At 64.5% G+C, this 18,881-nt stretch carries 12 protein-coding genes; 8 read left to right on the forward strand and 4 right to left on the reverse strand.

Features of this window, described 5'->3' with window-relative positions; translation table 11 throughout:
* Window positions 1-41 precede the first annotated feature (41 nt).
* From M1P90_RS03860 to M1P90_RS03875, 4 genes are all read right to left on the reverse strand, one after another.
* Window positions 42-2,945, reverse strand: coding sequence for a beta-galactosidase (locus M1P90_RS03860; protein ID WP_483701333.1), 2,904 nt, complete (start codon window positions 2,943-2,945; stop codon window positions 42-44).
* Window positions 2,946-3,086: 141 nt separating this feature from the next.
* The gene (locus M1P90_RS03865) at window positions 3,087-4,190 is read right to left on the reverse strand and encodes an aminopeptidase (protein WP_483701334.1); all 1,104 of its coding nucleotides are present in this window, start codon (window positions 4,188-4,190) and stop codon (window positions 3,087-3,089) included.
* 93 nt (window positions 4,191-4,283) lie between these two features.
* Window positions 4,284-5,780: an FGGY family carbohydrate kinase gene (locus M1P90_RS03870; RefSeq protein ID WP_483701335.1), complete on the reverse strand. Its 1,497-nt coding sequence runs from the start codon at window positions 5,778-5,780 to the stop codon at window positions 4,284-4,286.
* Window positions 5,781-6,015: 235 nt separating this feature from the next.
* Window positions 6,016-6,819 (reverse strand): alpha/beta fold hydrolase, encoded by an 804-nt coding sequence (locus M1P90_RS03875; protein ID WP_483701336.1) that lies wholly within the window; start codon window positions 6,817-6,819, stop codon window positions 6,016-6,018.
* 430 nt (window positions 6,820-7,249) lie between these two features.
* Here M1P90_RS03875 and M1P90_RS03880 point away from each other — a divergent pair, with 430 nt between their 5' ends.
* The 8 genes from M1P90_RS03880 (at window position 7,250) to M1P90_RS03915 (ending at window position 18,684) form a co-directional block, all read left to right on the forward strand.
* Window positions 7,250-9,007, forward strand: a complete 1,758-nt coding sequence (locus tag M1P90_RS03880) for an efflux RND transporter periplasmic adaptor subunit (RefSeq protein WP_483701337.1) — start codon at window positions 7,250-7,252, stop codon at window positions 9,005-9,007.
* Between the two features lie 88 nt (window positions 9,008-9,095).
* Window positions 9,096-9,824 (forward strand): ABC transporter ATP-binding protein, encoded by a 729-nt coding sequence (locus M1P90_RS03885; RefSeq protein WP_483701338.1) that lies wholly within the window; start codon window positions 9,096-9,098, stop codon window positions 9,822-9,824.
* A 138-nt stretch (window positions 9,825-9,962) separates the two neighbouring features.
* Window positions 9,963-11,213 carry an ABC transporter permease gene (locus M1P90_RS03890; protein ID WP_483701339.1) on the forward strand — a complete coding sequence of 417 codons (1,251 nt, stop codon included), beginning with the start codon at window positions 9,963-9,965 and terminating at the stop codon, window positions 11,211-11,213.
* A gap of 87 nt (window positions 11,214-11,300) precedes the next feature.
* Window positions 11,301-12,551 (forward strand): ABC transporter permease, encoded by a 1,251-nt coding sequence (locus M1P90_RS03895; protein WP_483701340.1) that lies wholly within the window; start codon window positions 11,301-11,303, stop codon window positions 12,549-12,551.
* A gap of 520 nt (window positions 12,552-13,071) precedes the next feature.
* Window positions 13,072-14,862: an alanine--tRNA ligase gene (locus tag M1P90_RS03900; RefSeq protein ID WP_483701341.1), complete on the forward strand. Its 1,791-nt coding sequence runs from the start codon at window positions 13,072-13,074 to the stop codon at window positions 14,860-14,862.
* Between the two features lie 285 nt (window positions 14,863-15,147).
* Complete coding sequence (locus M1P90_RS03905; protein WP_483701342.1) at window positions 15,148-15,360, forward strand: heavy-metal-associated domain-containing protein; 213 nt, start codon at window positions 15,148-15,150, stop codon at window positions 15,358-15,360.
* A gap of 72 nt (window positions 15,361-15,432) precedes the next feature.
* Window positions 15,433-18,072 (forward strand): heavy metal translocating P-type ATPase, encoded by a 2,640-nt coding sequence (locus M1P90_RS03910; protein ID WP_483701343.1) that lies wholly within the window; start codon window positions 15,433-15,435, stop codon window positions 18,070-18,072.
* Window positions 18,073-18,168: 96 nt separating this feature from the next.
* The gene (locus M1P90_RS03915; RefSeq protein WP_483701344.1) at window positions 18,169-18,684 is read left to right on the forward strand and encodes a DinB family protein; all 516 of its coding nucleotides are present in this window, start codon (window positions 18,169-18,171) and stop codon (window positions 18,682-18,684) included.
* The last annotated feature ends 197 nt before the right edge of the window (window positions 18,685-18,881 follow it).

The raw sequence follows: 18,881 nt of genomic DNA on the forward strand, positions 1-18,881 counted from the left end.
GCGCGCAGGCTGTTTGGCTTCGTCTCGGCGGCCGCGCTGTGCTAGCCGGCAAGCTCATCAAGCTGGCTTGCGCCCAGCGCGTCGCTGCCGATCCACACGGCGTCGGGCTGGCCGTCTTCTTCTTCAAAAATCAGAAGCTCGTTGCTGTCGCGCAGCCAGGCGGCTGGCAGCTTGTAGGCTTCCTGCGGGCCAATGTTCCAGTAGCGCCCCAGGTTTTGCCCGTTGAGCCAGATCTGCCCTTTGCAGAGGCCCGGAACATACAGCTTGAACGGCCCGCTGCCGTGCGCGCTGGGCTGGTAGGCAAAGCGCGCGCGGAAAAACGCCGGCCCCGTCACGTCGTCGTTGCGCGCTGTGTCTGCGGGCGTGACCCCGGCACGAAAGCTCCACGCTGCGTCAAGCGCGCCATTGGCGGGATATTCCAGCAGCGTAGCCTGCCAGGCTGCCCCGGCATAGTTCTGGATATGAAGGGCCAGGCCGTTCGCGCCCGGCTGGAGCATGTCGGTGATGTCGGCCTTGATGTAGCCGCCGCCGTGGTGCCGGCTGAAGCGCGCAATTGCCTGCCCGTTGACATACAGCGCGCCAGGGTTGCGGTCGCCGGTGAGCTGGATGAGGTAGCGCTGCCCGGCGCGGGCCTCGATGTCGCGCAGCAGCCACAGGCTGGCCCCCTGAAATGGCAGATTGCCCAGGTCGGCGCTGGCGATGTCGGGCCGGACGTAGGCGGCGCGCGCGCCGGCCAGCGCCTCGCCCGCGAACACCGCTTCCTGCCACAGCCCAACCCAGCCCGCGCTGATGTCGTGCTGGCGCGCATACCAGAACAGCGTGTCGAGCAGGCCTTTGCGCTCGCCGGTGTTCGAGCCGTAGTTGAAGCGCCCCAGGTTGTCGAGCAGCAGGCGCAGCTCGTGGCGGCCAGCCGGCAGCGCGAGCGGCAGGGTGAAGCGCGGGCCGTGCGGATGCACGCCCATCCAGCCCTGATCGACACCATCGACCAGCACGCGCGCGCGGTCGTTCAGCCAGGGTGCGCCGATCACGGTGAGCTGGTCGCTTTCCACGTCGATCTGGGCGCGATACCAGCCATAGCCCAGCGCGCAACCGAGCGTTTCCAGCGCCTGCGGGCCGTCGATCGCCTGCCAGCCGTCGTTTTCTGTTGCTTCGCGCACAGCATGGCGCTGCCAGTCGAGCGCGAATGGCGTGGAATCTGCGGCGCTGGGCGCGGGCGTTTCGATTGCGCGGGCGCGACCATTGGCGGCAATGTGCACGAACGGACGAATGCCGCGCCGGTCGAGCCGGATGCGCGGCGCTGCGCCAGTTTCCTGCGTTGGCTCGGCAATTACACGGTGCGGGCCGCACACGAAATCGCCACCGGGCAGCGGCCACCAGCGCTCGGCGCATTCCTGCGTGAGCAGCACCACCGTGAGCCGCCGCCTGTCGTTCAGGCTGGCGCGCACAAGGGTGGGCTGTTCGCTCATCCAGAAGCGCAGGTCGAGCGTGCTTTCGCGCACTTCAAGCGTGACGTTCGAAGGCACGGTTTCGTCGGTCGCGAACGTTGCGCCGGGCGCATCGAGACGCAACTGCCCAACCTCGCCCGCGCTGCCATACAGCACCAGCGTGTCGCCTTCGGGATGCTGCCAGAAGCCCAGAATGCGCGCGGTGTGATAGGCCAGGATCAGCGATGCCGACTCATTATCAAAACGCAGCGGCAGGTTGCTGAAAATCGGCTTGATCGCGGCGGCCTCGACGTCGACGGCGAGATGCACCGCTGGCCGGGCGAGATAGAGCTGGTGGGTTTGCCCTTCCAGACCGCCGTTCTGAAAAAACGTCGCGGTGAAGTTTTCCCAGCCGTCCGGGGCACTGACCGCCGCCCTGACATTGCGGTAGGGCGCGTTGCCGGCTTCGCCGCGCCCGGCCACGGCGGCTGGCGCAATCACGCGCGGCCCGCCCGGCTGTGCGTCGGCCAGCACGGCACTCATTTGTGCGCCCAGCGTCGCCATAAAGAGGTGGTGGCGGCGCGCCACAAAGAACTTTTCGCGCAGCCCGCCATACTCACTCACCGGCGCGTCGTAGTCGTACGAGGTCGTCATATGCACGGTGTCGCCGCCAACCGTGCGCCCGCCCCAGAAGCCGAAGTTGGTGCCGCCCGCCCACATCCAGTGGCTCCAGCCGCTCGCGCCAACCGCCGCAAGCTGGTGCAGGGTCATGTCGAGCTTGGCGGCGCTGCGGTGGCTGTGGCGGCTCGCGCCCCAGTTGTCGAACCAGCCGCTCCACAGCTCCGAAACGATCAGCGGGTTCTCGGGCCAGGCGCTGCGCGTTTGCACCAGCTTTTCGGCAATGCCGCTCCAGCCATTGCGAAACTCGGCCCATTCCTGCATTGCGCCCATGCACGTGTACTGCGGAACGTCGATGCCGCGCGCAATCGCTTCCTGCGCCAGCGTGCGCTGGTGGTCGTCGTGGCCGTAGCGCCCCGAAGCCCAGTGTTCGTTTTCGATCTGGCAGAGGATGACTGGCCCACCACGCGTGATCTGGCGCTCGGCCAGGGTGGGCAGCAGCCGGTCGAACCAGCGACGCAGCGCGTGGAGATAGGCGGGGTTGTCAACGCGCAGCTCGACGTCGGGCTGGGCGGTCAGCCAAGCCGGGAAGCCGCCATTCTCCCACTCCGCGCAGATATACGGCCCGGGCCGCACGATCACATACAGCCCCAGCTCGGCGCACAGGTCGATGTAGCGCGCCAGATCAGCAATGCCAGCAAAATCGAACTGGCCGGGTTGCGGCTCGTGCAGGTTCCAGGGAATGACGGTGTCGATGGTGTTGATGCCGCCCGCCCGCGCAGTGAGCAGCAGGTCGCGCCACTCGGCGTCGGGGTAGCGGAAGTAGTGGAGCTGGCCGCCCAGCAGCGGGAACGGCTCGCCGTCGAGCAGAATTCCCTGGCGCGTGACCTCGACAGTTGACATTGCATTCCTATTCGATAGCGCGTTTGCCAAGCAGACGGTTGCATTTCTCGTGCATTATGGAGAAAGAGATAGGGAAATCAGCAAGAGTTTCTGCATTGTGATCACCAAACCCCATCCCCTAACCCCTGCGCTGGAAGCGCACTAAACCTGAAACTGCCCATCTTGGTAGAACAGCTCGCCGTCGATCCAGATCGCGCTGTCGGTGCGCATGTCGCAGATGAAATCCCAGTGGACGCTGGAGTGGTTGGTGCTGCCGGTTTCGGGGTAGCCCGCGCCGACGGCCATGTGCAGCGTGCCGCCGATCTTCTCATCGTAGAGGATGCTGCGGGTGAAGCGCTGAATGCCGTAATTCGTGCCAACCGCGAACTCGCCCAGGTAGCGCGCGCCCGCGTCGCTGTCGAGCTGGCTGAGCAAATATTCCTCGTTCTTGTTCGCACGCGCCCCCACGACTTTGCCATCCTTGAACTCGAACTCGACGCCCTCGACCGAGTAGCCGCCGCGAATGGCCGGGTAGCTGAACTTCACCCAGCCGTTGACCGAGTCCTCGACCGGGCCGGTGTAGATCTCGCCGCTGGGCATGTTGCGCCGCCCATCGGAGTTGATAAAGGTGCGCCCGGCGATCGAAAGGGTCATGTCGATGTTTGGCCCCTGCACGCGCACATCGCGCTTGCCCACAAGCCAATCGACCAGGCGCTGCTGGGTGTCGTGCACGGCGCGCCAGCTTGCCACCGGGTCGGGCTGGTCGGCAAAGGTGGCAGCATAGACAAAATTCTCATAGTCGCGCAGGCTCATGTCGGCTTCCTGGGCCAGCGCCGCGCAGGGGAATTGCGTCAGCACCCAGCGTAGTTCGCCTGCGGCGGCGCGCTGCATGCGGTTGCGCTGCAAATCGCGGCGGGCCTGCTGGAAGGCGCGCGGCCGTGCCGGGTCGATGCCGGAAAGCGCGCGCGTGTTGCCCGGCGCACTGACGCGGATAGAAACATCGAGCTGCGTGTTGATGATACTTTCAAGCGGCGAAAGCCAGCTTAGTTGCTCGGGGCTGGCCTCGCTCAGAAAGGCTTCGTCGATCTCTTCCGAGTTGAGCATCACCGTTGGGTGGCCGCCCGCTCGCGTCACCAGGCGCTGCACCTCGGCCAGCAGCGGCAGCGCGCCAACATCGCCCTGAATAAGCACCCAGTCGCCGGGCTGTACTGCCGCCGAGTAGTTGACGAGCACATCGGCAAGTTTGAGCATGCGCTGATCAGGCATCGTGTGCTTCTCCTTCAAACAATATTTATGTGACCCGCGTTGCGCATCGCAATCCCCCAAACCCCATTCCCCAACCCCCACGCTGAAAGCGCGCTACGCCCAGTGCAGCGAGCGTTCGAGCGCGCGCCGCCAGTTCGCAAGAATGCGTGCGCGGGCGTCGGCGCTGGCATGCGGCTCGAACACGGTTTCGCCGCCGGGCAGGGGTGGCAGCGCAACGACATTCGGCCACACGCCCGCGCCAAGGCCAGCCAGCAGCGCCGCGGCGCGCGCGGTCGTTTCGGCTTGCTCGGCGCGCACCACCGGGATGCCCAAAACATCGGCCTGGAGCTGGCACGCCATATCGCTGGCCGACATGCCGCCGCCGACGTGAAGCTGGTCAATGCTGATCTGGTGATCTTCGGCAATTGCCGCCCGGATGTCGTCGAGCTGGCAGCCAATCGACTCCAGAAAGGCGCGGGCAATGTGCGCGGGCGCAGTGTCGAGTGTCATTCCCAGCAGCGTGCCGCGCGCCGTGCGATCTTCGATTGGGATGCCCAGCCCGGTGAAGGCGGGAACGAACACCACCCCGCCCGCGTCGGGCACCGTCTGCGCCAGCGCGCCCAGGTCGGCCGGGCGATGCAGCCAGCCCATCTGCTCCTGCATCCAGCGAATCACCGCGCCCGACACGGTGGTATCGGCTTCAAAACTGTAGGTCGGCTGGCCTTCCAGCTCCCAGGCCAGGTAGGTCTTGGTGCGGCCGGGCGCGGGCAGCGTGTGCCCGGCGACGACGTTCACAAACGAGGCGGTGCCGTGGGTGCAGGCGGCCTGGCCGGGTGAGCGGCAGTCGTAGCCAAACAGCGCGCCCTGCTGGTCGCTGATCATCGCCAGCACCGGCACGTCGGCCTGCCCGCCGCGCGCATCCGTGACACGAATGCTGCCAAAGTGGTGCAGGGTCGGCACCGGGCGCGGCAGGGCGGCGCGCGGCAGCCCGAGGTAGTCGATCCACTCGCCCCAAAGCTGCTTGGCGCGGAAGTCGAAGATTGTCATGCCCTGCGCGAGCGAGTAGTCGAGCGCATGATCGTCGAGGTGGCCCAGCGCCTGCACCAGCCAGCCCGCGGCGAGCGAGCAGCGCAGACGGCCAGTTTCGGCTGCGTGGCGGAATGCGCCGTCGTGGCGCATGCGCCAGGCCATGTGCATGGCCGAGCTGTACGCGCCGGGGAACTGGCCGAGCCGGGTGCGCCGCTCGGCGGCGTGCGCCCAGCCGTTGGTTTCGGCCACCAGATCAACAGTGCGCAGATCCTGCCAGGTAATGGCGTTGCCAATCGGCTGGCCGGTTTCGGTGTCCCAGGCGAACACTGTATCGCGCTGCGAGGTGATGCCGCAGCCGACGATTGCCGAAGCCGGACAGCCAGCCTGCGCCAGCGCGGCCTCGATGGCGGCGCGCACACTTGCGGCCACCGCCTCAGGCGATTGTTCGACCCAACCAGTGCGCGGGAGAAGCCGGCTGACCGGCTGGTAGCCATAGCCAGCGACGGTACCATGCGCGTCGAGCAGCAGCGCGCGGCTGCCACTGCCGCCTTGATCAATCCCCAGGAGATACGCGTGTGTCATACACAACCTTGCATGCTGGATGTGCCCGTGGAAAGCGGGCGTATTGTATCACGGAAACCGCTTTCCTATTGCAATGATTGTGCGCGAACTCAGAATCTTGTCAAAGTTGGAAGACGATGGCGATTTGTCCGCAGATTACGCAGATTATAGACCTCATATCTGTGTAATCTGCGTAATCTGTGGATAAATTTTGGGACATTGACATGGCCGTGTGCACGGAGACGAAGTGATTATGCTATAGCGCCGGGTTTGCCGTGCCGCAATCGACCCGCCGCTCGCCGCCGGGTGAGCTGCCGCGAAGAAATTCAAGCACCACCTGATTGAATGCGCGCGGGCAATCCCACATGGGGTTGTGGCCGGCCCGCTGCATAATCACCAGCTCGTCGAAACGCAGGTGCTGGCTGATCTGGCGGCCCAGCACCAGTGGCAGCAGCGCGTCGTTCTCGCCCCACACCACCAGCGTGGGCGCGCGGATACGCCCAAGCTTCGGCCGCAGGTCGGTGCTGAGCAGCTCGTTGGCCGCCTTCCACAGCGTGATCATGCCGGCGCGCAGAGCATCGCCCACCAGCACCGGCACGAAGTCAAAGCGCATCTGGCGGGCTTCGCGCAGCATATTCAGGATGTTGCGGGCGTAGCTGGGCGGAATGGGCAGCACCGCAGGATCGACCAGCACCAGCCGTTCCACCAGCTCGGGGTAGTCGGCGGCCAGCTCGGCGGCGATATGCCCGCCCATGGAGTGCCCGACAACTACAGCCGGCTCCATGGCGCTGGCCTGCATCCACCGTGCAAGATACATCGCCGCGTCGGGCAGCACGAAGGCCTGCCTGCCACGGCTGGCGCCAAAGCCCACCAGGTCGATCACATACACGCGGAAGTGCTGCGCCAGCGCCCCGACATTGCGCGCCCACCAGCGCCCCGAGCCCGAAAGGCCGTGGATGAGCAGCAGCGGCGGCCCCTGCCCAAGCACTTCGTAGGCAAGTTCGACATCGCCAATACGGACGCGCCGCTGCAGTGCGCGCCCCTGAAACGACCAGAGCATGGCGTATTCTCCCCTGTCAGGCAAGCAGAATACTGCGGGCAGGCTGCCTGGTGTGCCTTTCTGCAAGGCGCGCGCCGCCAGAAGCCACACGCTTATTGCTAATCGTACAATGATCATCGGTCTTAGGACTGAGCCGCTGTGTGATATTTCTTACTATAATCAAAGAATATTTTAGGTCAGACTAAAAATATTTTTAGATGAACAATGTGATAGTCGATGGGTCGTGCGGAAACGTGTAAACAAGGCTTATCAGATGTGCTTGGTGCACCATCTCAGTCTTTAGATGGAGTGATCTCCACCCAAAGAATGATTATCGCAATGCAGAACTGCATAGATGTATTTCCTGCAACTGTCGGTTGGGTAAATTCGTATCTTAAACGATACTTCTCCCAGTGAACGAAATAAACCCTGTTTCAAGGAGCGTGCTGCGATGGCAACGATTGCGACACCACGAAAACGAATGCGCATTGGGCGCAAATGGATTATTCTTGCTGGCGTGCTGATTGTAGCGGTGGCCGCCGGGGCGTGGGCAATGAGCCGCGCGTCGAGCGCCGCCACCACCGCCGCGCTGGATGGCTGGACGACGGTGCCCGCCACTGCGGGCGCGATCAGCGCCGCCGTGAACGCGACGGGCAGCGTCGAGCCGCAGGCCCGCGCCGACCTGCGCTTCGCCAACGACGGCACCGTCACCGAAATTCTGGTCAAGCCCGGCGACAAAGTCGCGGCCGGCCAGCCGCTGGCGCGCCTGGACGGCACCGATCTCCAGCTCAAGGCCGATCAGGCCGCCGCTGATCTGAAACAAGCCCAGGCCGACGCCGACAAGCTGCGCACACAGGCCACGCCGCAAGAGGTCGCTGAGGCGCAGGCGCGCGTGACCCAGGCGCAGGCGCAGGCCCAGCAAGCCCGCTCCGAGGTGTCGTCCGCCGACATCGCGGCGGCGCGGGCGCGGCTCCAGAAGGCCGAAGATCGCCTGGCCCGCCTGCAAAGCGGCAGCTCCGCCAATGGCGACGCCGACGTGATGGCCGCGCAGTCTGCCCTTGCGCAGGCGCGCACCGACCTGGCCGGCGCGAAAGAGCGCGCCCGCCTCGACATGGAAACGGCCGCCAACGATTTGCGCAACAAGCAGGACGCCTACTCGACGATCTACTGGAACAACAAGAAGCTGGCCGACCAGCTTGCGAAGTTCAATCAGGAGCTGCCGCAGGAAGACAAAGACCGCGAAGCCGCTGCCCTGCGCGACGTGCAGGATGCGGGTGACGCGCTGACCAAGGCGCAGCTTGCCTACGAAGACGCCAAAAAGAATGAGCTTGTGACCTTGCAGGCGCGCGAAGCCGACCTGCAGCGCGCGCAGAACAGCACCGGCGCCGACCTTGTCGGGGCGCGTGCCGATGTCGAAAGCGCCCGCGCCGACCTGGCCAAGCTGACGGGCGGCAACCATGCCGGCAGCGTCGCGGCAGCCCAGGCGGGCGTGGAAATCGCCCAGGCCCAGCTCGACAAGCTCAGCGCCGACCCGAACGCCAGCGATCTGGCCCGCGCCGAGGCTGGCGTGGCCCGCGCCGAAGCCGCGCTCAAGCAAGCCCAGCGCGACCTCGCCCAGGCGACCATGGCCGCGCCATTTGCCGCCACCATCGCCAGTGTCGACCTGCACGTCGGTGAGCAGGCCGGCCAGAATGGCGTGATCGCGATTGCCGACCTGAGCAGCTTCCACATCACCGTGCCGGTTGACGAGCTGGATGTGGCGCAGGTGCAGCGCGATCAGGCGGTGACGATTGTGCTCGACGCGCTGCCCGGCAAAGACATTGCCGGCACGGTTACGAACATCAACCCGCTGGCCACCAAGAGCGACAAAGGCACCAACACCTACGAAGTGACGGTTGCGATCACCTCGGCCGACGCGGCCATTCGCCCGGGCATGACGGCAGCGGTGCAGATCGTCACGCAGCGCAAGGATGGCGTGGTGCTGGTGCCGCGCCGCGCCGTGCAGTCGGAAAACGGGCAGAGCTTTGTGCTCATCCCCGCCGCCGGCCAGCCCGACCTGCAAACCCAGACGCCCGCCAGCACGCGCCGCCCGGTCACGATCGGCCTGAGCAACAGCGAGTCGGTTGAGGTCGTCGATGGCCTGAAGGCCGGCGAGCAAGTGTATCTGAAAGATGTCGTCAGCACCTTCAACCCGAACCAGCCGCAGTAATCAGCGAGCAGTTGGCAGTCGGCAGTTTGCAGTGCGCTCGATATTCCTGCCTGCTGCCAACTGCAGACTGCCAACCCGGGAGATAGATATGACTACCCTGATCGAAGTTCGCGATCTCACCAAATCGTACCAGATGGGCGATGTCGAAGTTCAGGCGCTGCGCGGCGTTTCAATCACCATTCAGGAAGGCGAGATGGTCGCAATTATGGGGCCGTCGGGCAGCGGCAAGAGCACCCTGATGAACATCATCGGCTGCCTCGACCAGCCTTCCACCGGCGAGTATCTGCTCGACGGCGTGGACGTGGGCGAGCTGAGCGACAACCAGCTGGCGGCGATTCGCAACCAGAAGATCGGCTTTGTGTTCCAGCAGTACATGCTGCTCCAGCGCACCTCGGCGCTGCGCAATGTCGAGCTGCCCATGCTCTATGGCGGCAAGGGCGACCGGCGCGCGGCGGCCGAGTCGGCGCTGCGGGCGGTGGGGATGGGCACGCGCATGCACCACAAGCCGAACGAGCTTTCCGGCGGCCAGCAGCAGCGCGTCGCAATTGCCCGCGCGCTCGTCAACTCGCCGCGCATCATCATGGCCGACGAGCCAACCGGCGCGCTCGACACGCGCACTGGCGAAGAAATCATGGGCATCTTCCAGCAGCTCAACCGCGAGCAGGGCATCACCGTCATTCTGGTGACGCACGACCCCGAGGTTGCGCGCCACGCCCGCCGGGTGATTAGCGTGCGCGATGGCGTGGTTGCGAGCGACGAAATGGTGACCGAGCCACTGGAAATTGTGCTGCCAGCGCCCGAGCTGATTGCAGCCTGAGAAGTGTTTGGAACTTTACCACCAAGGCACCAAGGCACTAAGAAATGATTCATAGTTTGACGATTTATATAAATTCAAACCTTGGTGTCTTCGTGTCTTGGTGGTTCATTGGTCTCTTCAAACGGGCCGAGGTGCGTTGTGAATCTGTTTGAGTCGATCCGCGTGGCGCTGATTGCGCTGCGAACCAATAAAATGCGCTCGCTGCTGACAATGCTTGGCATCATCATTGGCGTGGCGGCGGTGATTGGCATGCTGGCGCTGGGCAATGGCTTCCACCAGTACCTCGACAGCCAGTTCGACCAGCTTGGCATTGGCTCGTTCTATGTCTTTGCCGGCTCGACCGACCGTAAAGTCAGCGCGCAGCAGGCCCCGCAGCTCACCGCCGCCGACGCCGACGCGCTGATGCAGCCCGGCGCGGTGCCGGCCGCCACGGGCGTGGCCGCGCAGATCGGCCGCTCCGCGCAGGTGAGCGCAGGAGGACGGCAATATACCTACTCAGTCAGCGGAGCCACGCCCAACATCTTCGTCATTCTGCCGCAGAAACTGGGCGGCGGGCGCTTCTACACTGCCGACGAAGAGCGCGGCAGCGTGCGCGTGACCGTGCTGGGCGGCGAAGTTGCCAAAAAGCTGTTTGGCGAGTCCGCCGACGCGGTCGGCCAGCGCATCACCATCAATGGTGTGGGCTTCGAGGTAGTGGGCGTGCTCAACACCAAGCGCGGCATTGGCATTGGCGGCGACCCCGGGCAGGCGATCTATGTGCCTTACAGCACCGCCCGCGACCGCCTGTTCCGCAACGAGGTTTCGGCCAAAGTCGATGTCGACTTCCTGGTGATCAAGGCGCGCGACCGCGACCAGATCGACCCGGCTATTCGCCAGGTGACCGAAGCCTTGCGCGCCCGCCATCGCCTGAGCTACCAGAACAACGACTTCACCGTGCTCAACCCGCAGCAGATCGCCGACCAGGTGAATGGCATCATTACCGGCTTCAACGCCTTTCTCGGGCTGGTGGCGGGCATCTCGCTCTTGGTGGGCGGCATCGGCATCATGAACATCATGCTGGTGAGCGTAGCCGAGCGCACCCGCGAGATTGGCCTGCGCAAGGCCGTCGGCGCGCGCCGCCGCGACATCATGTTCCAGTTCCTGATCGAGGCGATTGTGCTCTGCCTTGTCGGCGGCGCGTTCGGCATCGCGCTGGGCTTTCTGTTCGCGCAGGGCGGCACCTTCGTGCTGCTGAATGTGTTTCAGGCCGAAGGCGCGCGCGCCACCGTCACCCTCGGCGCGATCATGCTGGCGACCGTGGTGTCTTCGCTGATCGGCATCGCGTTTGGCTTCTTCCCGGCGCTCGCAGCTGCGCGGCTCAGCCCGATTGTTGCGCTGCGCTCGGAGTAAGTTTTGAGTTCTCAGTTTTGAATTTTGAGTTGAGCTTGGAACAACTCAAAATTCAGAACTCAACACTGAGCACTTGTTGAGGTTGCTATGAATATTCTCGAAGCGCTGCGCGTGGCCTGGGGCGCGCTCATGATCAATAAAGTGCGGGCGCTGCTGACCATGCTCGGCATCATCATTGGCGTCGGCACGGTGATCGGCATGCTGGCAATTGGCAACGGCTACTCGAACTTTGTGGAAAGCGAGTTTGGCAAGCTCGGCGTGGGCCGGCTGACAATCTCGCCGCAGATCGACCCGGCCGCGAGCGACGAGCAGCTTGTTCCGCAGCTCACCGCCGCCGACGCCGACGCGCTGATGCAGGGCGGCGCAGCCCCGCTGGTCGAAACCGTGGTGAAGGAGTACGACAGCCGCGCAATTGTCGACGCCGGGCGCGACCGCTTCGACTACCAGGTGCTTGGCGTGACGCCCAACTATTTCACGATCAGCGAGAATGTGCTTGGGCCGGGGCGCTACTACAGCGACGCCGAGGAGTCGAGCGGCGCGCGCGTGGCCGTGATCGGCAAGACCGTGGCGCAAGATCTGTTTGGCGCGCCCGAAAGCGCGCCCGGCCAGCGCATCACGATTGGTGGCGTGGGCTTCGAGGTTGTGGGCGTGCTGTTCACCAAGCCCAACCAGGCCACGCAGCAGAACCCGGCCGAGCTGGTATACGTGCCCTACAACGCCGCGCGCAACCGCCTGTTCCGCAACCAGCTCGACGCGCGCGTGGATGTGTCGCAGCTCACCGTCAAAGTGCGCGACCGCGACCAGTCGGAGGCGGCCTTGCGCCAGGTGACGGCGGTGCTGCGCGAGCGCCATCGCCTGACCTACCAGAGCAACGATTTCGTGGTCGCAAGCTCGGAAGAGCTGATGCAGCAGTTTCGTGGCATTCTGACCGGCTTCAAGGTCTTCTTGGGTGTGATTGGCGGCATCTCGCTCTTGGTGGGCGGCATTGGCATCATGAACATCATGCTGGTGAGCGTGACGCAGCGTACGCGCGAAATTGGCCTGCGCAAAGCCGTGGGCGCGCGCGGCCGCGACATCCTGCTGCAGTTCCTGATCGAGGCGATTGTGCTGTGCCTGGTCGGCGGTGCGATTGGCATTGCCTTTGGTTACCTGCTTTCGGGCGCGGGCACCTTCCTGCTGGTGGGCGTGCTGCAGATGCAGGGCGCGCGCGCTGTTGTCTCGGCCGGCGCGCTGATCCTCGCCACCAGTGTCACGGTCGCGGTCGGGCTGTTCTTTGGCTTCTTCCCAGCCCTGCGCGCCTCGCGCCTGCGCCCAATCGTCGCGCTGCGCTACGAGTAACGAGCAGGAGTCAGGGGCTACGGATTTACCACGAAGGCACGAAGACACGAAGGACTCTGAAATTCATAAACCTTCGTGTCTTCGTGTCTTCGTGGTTCTGTTGTCGTATTGACAATTGGCAGGGCGCTGTGGTAGAGTGACGCCACAAGTGAAGACACAACAACGCCGACGGTGAAGAGTACGCGCCCAGCCGGGAACCCAGCGAGTCGAGGAGAGTGGAAGCTCGACCAGTAGGCCAGCGCCGAAGCCACACCCGAGTTGCCGCCGAGAACCTGAGAGATGGCAATTGGGCGCTAGAGTTTGGTAATGACGTACCAATCCCTACCACCCAACCCCCAACTCCCGGTAGGGAGGCTGGCCGGATAAGTCCCCCGTAACCGGGACGCGCCCTCGCGCACCAGCGTGCGCCGTGGCGGCAGAGTGGGGGCACGCGCCCCAAGCAAGGTGGTACCGCGGTTTTTCCGTCCTTGAGCATTTGGCTCAAGGGCGTTTTTTGTTGGCGAAAATAAGGAGGAAGCCCATGAATGCGAACGAACTGCGCGGCATATTTCTCGATCACCTGCGCGCCCACGGCCACGCGATCATTGGCGCGGCGCCGCTGGTGCCGGAAAACGACCCGAGCGTGCTGTTCACCACGGCGGGCATGCACCCGCTGGTTCCGTACCTGCTGGGCGAACCGCACCCGGCCGGCCGCCGCCTGGCGAACGTCCAGCCCTGCCTGCGCACCAACGACATCCTGGAAGTCGGCGACGCGCACCACCTGACCTTTTTCGAGATGCTGGGCAACTGGTCGCTGGGCGACTATGGCAAGGAAACCGCCATCCGCCAGAGCTACAGCTTCCTGACCGAGCGGCTTAGCCTTGACCCCGCGCGCCTGTATGTGACGTGTTTTGCGGGCGATGCCGACGCGCCGCGCGACGACGAGGCCGCCGAGGTCTGGCGCGCGCTGGGCATCCCCGACGAGCGCATTCTGTTCCTGCCCAAGAGCGAAAACTGGTGGGGGCCGGCGGGCACAACCGGGCCGTGCGGCCCCGACTCCGAGATGTTCTACGATATCGCGCCCGACGGCCCGCCCGGCGAAACGCCCGTGAGCGACCCGGCGCGCTTCTGGGAGGTTGGCAACAACGTGTTTATGCAGTACGACAAGCTGGCCGACGGCAGCTACCGCCCGCTGGCGCAGCGCAACATCGATCTGGGCATGGGCCTGGAGCGGCTGCTGCCGATTGTGCAGGGCGCGCGCTCGATCTACGAAACCGAGCTGTTCGCGCCGATCATGGAGAAAATTCAGGCCCTCGCAACCCGCAACGATACCTTCGCCATGCGCGTGGTCGCCGATCACACGCGGGCGGCAGTGGGCGTGCTGGCGGCGGGCATTCGCCCCGGCAATGTCGATCAGGGCTACGTAGCGCGCCGCCTGATCCGCCGCGCGGCGCGCTATGGCCGCGAGCTCGGCATCGAAGGGCCGTTCCTGAGCGGGCTGGCGAACGTCGCGATCGACACGCTGGCGGGTGCTTACCCCGCGCTGGTGCAAGCCCGCGAGTCGATCTGCGCCGCGCTGGACGAAGAAGAAGCGCGCTTTGGGCGCACGCTTGCCCGTGGCGAGGCCGAATTGCAGCGGGCGCTAGAAGGGAGCGCGGGCGCGCTTTCTGGCCCGGCGGCGTTTCGCCTGTACGAAACCTTTGGCTTCCCGCTGGAACTGACCGAAGAATTGGCTGCGCGGGAGGGCATCACGGTCGATGCGGCGGGCTTTGCCGAAGCCTTTGCCGCGCACCAGGAGCGCTCGCGCCAGGGTGGGGCAGCGCGCTTCCGTGGCGGCCTGGCCGAGCGCCGGCCCGAAACCACGCGCCTGCACACCGCCACGCACTTGCTGCAGGCCGCGCTGCGCTCGGTGCTTGGCCCGCATGTCGAGCAGCGCGGCAGCAACATCACTGCCGAGCGGCTGCGCTTTGATTTTGCGCATGGCGAGCGCATGAGCGACACGCAGCTTGCCGAGGTCGAGGCGCTGGTCAACGCGCAGATCGCGCGCGACCTGCCGGTGGCTGCGCAGGAAATGAATGTCGACGCGGCGCGGGCTTCTGGCGCGATTGGGCTGTTTGGCGAGCGCTACGGCGAGCGCGTGAATGTCTACAGCATTGGCGATTTCAGCAAGGAAATCTGTGGCGGCCCGCATGTCGCGCATACTGGCGAGCTGGGGCATTTCCGCATCGTCAAGGAAGGCGCGGCCAGCGCGGGTGTGCGGCGCATTCGCGCGGTGCTGGAAGACGGCGATGCGTCCGATCTCCGCCCCAAACCTATGTCAACTTTGGAATAAGAACGAGATCGATCCACAGATTACGCAGATGACACAGATATGAGATCCCTAATATTCTGGAAAATAAATTTCCCTGTACTCAGCCTCCAGGAAGCTTGCCCGTTGTATGAAATAACGTATTTTCCAGAATACTAATCTGCGTAATCTGCGTAATCTGTGGATAAATTTTTGAACTTTGAAATGCCCTGCCCTCCTTCTTGAGAATGATTGACAGAGGGCCGTGCTGGTGGTATAGTTTTCCCATCCCCCCTGGGAGGGGGTGGCGAAAATAAAAGGAGAACGACCATGACAACCGAACGCTTCCAGGTCCCCGGCATTTCATGCCAGCACTGCGTCAACGCCATCACCAAAGAAGTCTCGGCGGTGCCGGGCGTGCAGAAGGTCAATGTCGCGCTGGACAGCAAGCTGGTGACAGTGGAGCATGCCCCCGAGGTCAGCACCGGCACGATTGTGGCGGCGATCAACGAGGCGGGCTACGACGAAGTCGCGCAGGTCTAGGTTTGAGTGTTGAGTTTTGAGTGCTGCGTTGAGCTAATTCAGCACTCAAAACCCAAATCAGTGGAACAAGCAATGGCAACACAACAAATCACTCTCCCCGTCACCGGCATGACCTGCGCGTCGTGCGTGAACCGGGTTGAGAAAGCCTTAAAGAAAGTTCCCGGTGTGGCCGAGGCCAGCGTGAACCTTTCGACCGACCAGGCCAGCGTGAGCTTCGACCCGGCGCAGGCCGCGCCAGGCGCGCTGCTGCAGGCGGTTGAGAACGCTGGCTACGGCACCATCACCGACCAGATCGATATTCCCGTCACCGGAATGACCTGCGCCTCGTGCGTGAACCGCGTGGAAAAGGCGCTGCGCAAGGTGCCGGGCGTGCTCGACGCCAGCGTGAACCTCGCCAGCGAGCAGGCCAGCGTGAGCTACCTGCCCACGGCGGCCGGCTGGCCCGAACTCAAGGCCGCCATCGAGAATGCCGGCTATGGCGTGATCGAAACCCCAGCTGGCGCAGACGACGCCGAGGATGTCGAAGCTGCCGCCCGCGCCCGCGAGCTGGCCGACAAGCGGCGCAAGCTGATCGTCGGCGTGGCGCTGGGCGTGCCGCTGTTCGTGCTTTCGATGGCGCGAGACTTCGGCTTCATTCAGCCCTGGCTCACCGCCTTCTGGGCCGCGAACGAAGACGCCATGGGCCACGGCGGCACAATGCTGATGCACTACCCCGCCCGCGCCGACCTGCTGAACTGGCTGTTCTTCGCCCTGGCGACGCCAGTGCAGTTCTACAGCGGCTGGGATTATTACGTCCATGCCTGGAAGGCGCTCAAGGCGCGCACCGCCAATATGGACACCCTGATCGCCATGGGCTCGTCGGCGGCCTATTTCTACAGCGTCGCGCTGCTGGCCTTGGGCATGGCCGGCCACGTCTACTTCGAAACGGCTGCGCTGATCATTACGCTCATTCTGGTGGGCAAGTACCTTGAAGCGCGCGCAAAAAGCCAGACCGGCGCTGCCATCAAGGCGCTGATCGGCCTGCAGCCCAAGACCGCACGCGTGCTGCGCGGTGGCACCGAGGTCGACCTCCCGGTGGCCGAATTGCGCAAGGGCGATGTGGTGGTGGTGCGGCCGGGTGAGAAAGTGCCGGTCGATGGTGTGCTGGTCGGCGGGCATTCCAGCCTCGACGAAAGCATGATCACCGGCGAAAGCCTGCCGGTTGAGAAGAACGTAGGCGATGCCGTGATTGGCGCGACGCTCAACACCACCGGCAGCTTCCAGATGCGCGCAACACGCGTGGGCAAGGAAACGGCGCTGGCGCAGATTATTGCGCTGGTGCAGCAGGCGCAGGGCAGCCGCGCCCCGGTGCAGCGCCTGGTTGACCAAGTGGCGTCGGTGTTTGTGCCGGCCGTGATCGGCATCGCGCTGCTGACCTTCCTGGGCTGGTATTTCATTGGCGGTGTGGGCTTCACGCAGTCGCTGATCTTCGCGGTCGCGGTGCTGGTGATTGCCTGCCCGTGCGCGCTGGGCCTTGCAACGCCAACAGCCATTATGGTGGGAACTGGCACGGGCGCGGCGCACGGCATCCTGATCAAGAACGCTGAAAGCCTGGAGCGCGCTGCCGCAATCACCACGGTCGTGCTCGACAAAACCGGCACGATCACGCAGGGGAAGCCGGTGGTGACGGACATAGTTTTGAGTTCTCAATTCTTAGTGCTGAGTTCCGGCACCGAAATTTCAGCGTTGTCTCGTGACAGCGATGCTTTCGGAGAAGGCGACGGAAATAACTCCACACTCAACACTCAACACTCAACACTCTTGCGGCTTGCCGCAAGTGCAGAGAAGGGCAGTGAGCACCCGCTTGGCGCGGCGATTGTGCGCGCCGCCGAAGAGCGCGGCCTGGCGCTGGCGCAGCCCGAGTCATTTCAGGCGACGCCGGGGCGCGGCATCACGGCAGTGGTCGATGGGCGCGCGGTGCTGCTGGGCAACCTGGCGCTGCTGGCCGACTGGAGCGTCGACACGAGCGGCATTGCCAACGAGGTTGCGCGCCTGCAAGGCGAGGGCAAGACGGCTATGGCGCTGGCGGCGGATGGCGCAGCGCTGGGCGTGATCGCCGTGGCCGACACCGTGAAGCCCTCGTCGGCCGGGGCAGTGGCGGCGCTGCGCGAGCGCGGCATCGAGGTGGTGATGCTGACGGGCGACAATGCCCGCACCGCCGAGGCGATTGGCCGCGAGGTTGGCGTGGATCGCGTGGTGGCCGATGTGCTGCCCGCCGACAAAGCCGCCGAAGTGCAGCGCATCCAGGGAGGGGCGAGGCATTCGCCCACGTCGGCGAAGAATTCAGCGCAGCCCGTCGTTGCAATGGTCGGCGATGGCATCAACGACGCGCCGGCGCTGGCGCAGGCCGATGTTGGCATTGCAATCGGCACTGGCACCGACGTGGCCATTGAGGCCGCCGACATCACGCTGATGCGCGGCGACCTGCGCAGCATCGCGCAGGCAATCGAGCTGAGCAAGCGCACGCTCACGACGATTCGCTGGAACCTGTTCTGGGCGTTTATCTACAACGTGATCGGCATTCCCGTTGCGGCCGGGCTGCTCTACCCCTTCTTTGGCATTCAGCTCAGCCCAATCATTGCCGCTGGTGCGATGGCGTTTAGCTCGGTGTTTGTGGTGAGCAACTCGCTGCGGCTGCGCGGAACCCGCCTCACAACGAGCGAAGCCGCGTAACCGTTGAGTGTACGCCGATCTCGGTTTACAATAGCCCGGCGAGTATCTTCTTGAACTCGCTGGGCTATTGTTCGTTTCAAACGAAGGAGTTTTGTTATGCCCACAGATTCTACCGCACAATCACGCGCAGCGCAGGCGCGCCGGCTGGAAGCGGTGTACGAGCAGCTCAGCGCGCTGTTGCAGCGCCCCGACGTGGCCGCGCGGCTGCGCACCGCTCCCGGCGAGCAGGAATGGTCGGCGCTGGAAATCGTTGGGCATACGGTTGAAATGATTCCGTACTGGCTGGACAAGTGCCAGTTGCTGATCGCTGCCAGCGGCGAGCCACCGCAGTTTGGGCGCACCCCCGACGCGCCGGAACGGCTGGCTGGCGTGGCGCTCGGCAGCACGCGCAATGCTTCGGAGCTGCTGGGCGAGCTAAAGCAGGTGGTTGATGCGGCGTCCGAACAGATTGCGGGCATGAGCGAGGCCGACCGCGGCAAAACTGGTGTGCATTCCACGCGGGGCGCGCTCACCGTGGCCGAGCTGATCGAAAGCATGGTGGTGGGCCATGCCGAGGCGCACCTGGCGCAGGTGCAGGCGGCGCTTCAGGCCAGCGCGAACCAGCGCGCGTGAACACGCAGGGGGTTAGGGAGTGGGGTTTAGATATTGGGCATTGCGACGCGCAACGGGGCCTCTCACTGTTCTATAGCAGTTTGCAGTTGGCAGCAGGCAGAAGGCAGTGAAGATTCATCCATCGGCAATGCTTCGTATGCTTGGGTAGAGCCGCGGGGGCGGTTCCACGAAATGCGGGTGCATGTGCTTACCCATGC

The organism is Kouleothrix sp. 19917, from assembly GCF_057073505.1.

What these genes read in the sequence shown, in the direction of transcription:
- M1P90_RS03860 (WP_483701333.1), bottom strand. Translation starts at nt 2,945, where the DNA reads ATGTCAACTGTCGAGGTCACGCGCCAGGGAATTCTGCTCGACGGCGAG.
- M1P90_RS03865 (WP_483701334.1), bottom strand. Translation starts at nt 4,190, where the DNA reads ATGCCTGATCAGCGCATGCTCAAACTTGCCGATGTGCTCGTCAACTAC.
- M1P90_RS03870 (WP_483701335.1), bottom strand. Translation starts at nt 5,780, where the DNA reads ATGACACACGCGTATCTCCTGGGGATTGATCAAGGCGGCAGTGGCAGC.
- M1P90_RS03875 (WP_483701336.1), bottom strand. Translation starts at nt 6,819, where the DNA reads ATGCTCTGGTCGTTTCAGGGGCGCGCACTGCAGCGGCGCGTCCGTATT.
- M1P90_RS03880 (WP_483701337.1), top strand. Translation starts at nt 7,250, where the DNA reads ATGGCAACGATTGCGACACCACGAAAACGAATGCGCATTGGGCGCAAA.
- M1P90_RS03885 (WP_483701338.1), top strand. Translation starts at nt 9,096, where the DNA reads ATGACTACCCTGATCGAAGTTCGCGATCTCACCAAATCGTACCAGATG.
- M1P90_RS03895 (WP_483701340.1), top strand. Translation starts at nt 11,301, where the DNA reads ATGAATATTCTCGAAGCGCTGCGCGTGGCCTGGGGCGCGCTCATGATC.
- M1P90_RS03900 (WP_483701341.1), top strand. Translation starts at nt 13,072, where the DNA reads ATGAATGCGAACGAACTGCGCGGCATATTTCTCGATCACCTGCGCGCC.
- M1P90_RS03905 (WP_483701342.1), top strand. Translation starts at nt 15,148, where the DNA reads ATGACAACCGAACGCTTCCAGGTCCCCGGCATTTCATGCCAGCACTGC.
- M1P90_RS03910 (WP_483701343.1), top strand. Translation starts at nt 15,433, where the DNA reads ATGGCAACACAACAAATCACTCTCCCCGTCACCGGCATGACCTGCGCG.
- M1P90_RS03915 (WP_483701344.1), top strand. Translation starts at nt 18,169, where the DNA reads ATGCCCACAGATTCTACCGCACAATCACGCGCAGCGCAGGCGCGCCGG.